Below are 1,909 nucleotides of genomic sequence, written 5' to 3'. Positions count from 1 at the left end.
CGACTATTTGCAGGCTGGCGGGCGGCAGCGCGGCGCTGTTCGCGCGCCGGGTGCGCAGCAGGTCGGAAAACAAATGGTGATAACGGAACCAGTGCCCCTGCTCGTCCAGCGGCACCAGAAATACCTGGTGAGCCTGCAAGTAACGCAGAATTTCGGCGCTGTCATGAGCGTCGCGTATGGCGTCGCACAGCTCGCTGCAAAAGCGTTCCTGCGAGGCGGTTTCGTAGAGGAACGCCTGGACTTCCGCCGGCAGGCAATCAATCACTTCCTCCAGCAAATAGTCGCGTATCAACCCTTCACCGCCGTGCAGGCTTTGCGGCAAGGCGCCTTCATTCCCCGCTTCGGAGGCCGCCAACAGCCAGAAACGCAAGCCGGCGACCCAGCCTTCACTGCGCCGGATCAAGTTATCCAGCGCCTCGCCGCGCAGCGAACTGCTGTGGCGATCCAGCACCGCCAGGGATTCGGCGTGGGTCAGGCGCAGGTCTTGCTCATGCAGCTCCAGCAGGTGCCGAGACAGGCGCAAGCGCGCCAGGTGCCAGTCTGGGCGCTGGCGACTGGTAACCAGCACCAGCAGGCCATCGGGCAAATGATTGAGGAAAAATTGCAGGCAGCGATCAAGCACCGGGCCCTGGGCCAAATGGTAGTCATCCAGCACCAGCAACAAAGGCGCACGCGTGGACAAATGCACCGCCAGTTCGTCGAGCAAGCCATCGAGCCATTCTTCAAAGGCAAACGGCTGGTGACGCTGACGCATTTTCAGCAGGCCCAAGGATTGGGCACCCAATTGCGGGAAGTATTGCTGCAAGCCGTCGAGCAGACGCTCAAGGAAACGGCCAGGATCGTTATCCCGTGGGCTCAGGCCCAACCAAAGACTTTGCCAATGGGCCGGCAGGCTCTGACAGAACTCGACAGCCAGCGAACTCTTGCCGAACCCCGCGGGGGCGCAGACCAGTAGCAATCGCCCTTCCAGGCCGGCGCTCAGCCGTTCGCACAGGCGCGGCCGCAGCACGTAGCCGTCAGGCAACGGAGGCCTGTAGAAGCGACCTTCCAGGGTCGGGATTACCGCGCTGGCAGGCCCCTGGATTCGGGACAGATCAGTCATCGCCGGGCTCTTGTAGAAGGCTGTTGTCGGCATTGCAGATGTCCGCAGACTAGCGGTAAAAGCGGCGGGTTTGTAGATCTTTGCAACATTTGCCTGAAAAAGAACTGCGACAAAAAATGTGGGAGGGGGCTTGCTCCCGATTGCGCTGGGTCAGCCAATAGATTTATTGGCAGTCAGACCGCTATCGGGGGCAAGCCCCCTCCCACATTTGGCTACGCGTACAGCTTAGCGAACACCGTCCTGGCGCAGGGCCGCTGGGGTGAAGTCGCTGGTGGTGGCGGTGAAGCCAAAGTCATACGCCTGCTTCTCTTCGTTCTTCATGCCCAGGGCCAGGTAACGGCCGGACTGCAGGTCGTAGAGGGTTTCCAGGGCGTACCACGGCACTTGCTTGTCGTAGTAGTTCTCGCCATGGGCTTCGGCGACGCGCCACAGTTGGCCGCGACCGTCGTAGTGATCGATCACCGCCGCTTGCCAGGTGTCTTCGTCGATGAAGAAATCACGCTTGGCGTAGATGTGGCGCTGGCCTTCCTTCAGGGTCGCGACCACGTGCCACACGCGGCGCAGCTCATAGCGTGTGAGGTCCTGGTTGATGTGGCCGGCCTTGATGATGTCGACGTACTTGAGTTTCGGATCGTCGATCTTGTAGCTGTTGGAGGCGATGTAGATCTCTTTCTTGCCTTCCAGTTTCCAGTCGTAGCGGTCCGGCGCACCGTTGTACATGTCAAGGTTGTCGGAGGTACGCAGGCCGTCGGCGGCGGTGCCCGGCCCGTCATAAGACACTTGCGGCGCCCGGCGCACACATCTACG

The 1,909-nt window shown here is 61.1% G+C and carries 1 protein-coding gene and 1 pseudogene; both read right to left on the bottom strand.

What is annotated here, in order from left to right; all coding sequences use genetic code 11:
- Window positions 1–1,102: pseudogene (locus tag L9Z73_RS29940) on the bottom strand (helix-turn-helix transcriptional regulator); the annotation flags it as partial.
- Window positions 1,103–1,327: 225 nt separating this feature from the next.
- Window positions 1,328–1,909, bottom strand: a 582-nt coding sequence (locus L9Z73_RS29935; RefSeq protein ID WP_247408543.1) for a DUF1329 domain-containing protein, incomplete at its 5' end; no start/stop codon positions are given.

The organism is Pseudomonas emilianonis (genome assembly GCF_023072625.1).
Classification (GTDB): Bacteria; Pseudomonadota; Gammaproteobacteria; order Pseudomonadales; family Pseudomonadaceae; genus Aquipseudomonas; species Aquipseudomonas paraveronii.
This window is presented reverse-complemented; position numbering and strand designations above follow the sequence as displayed.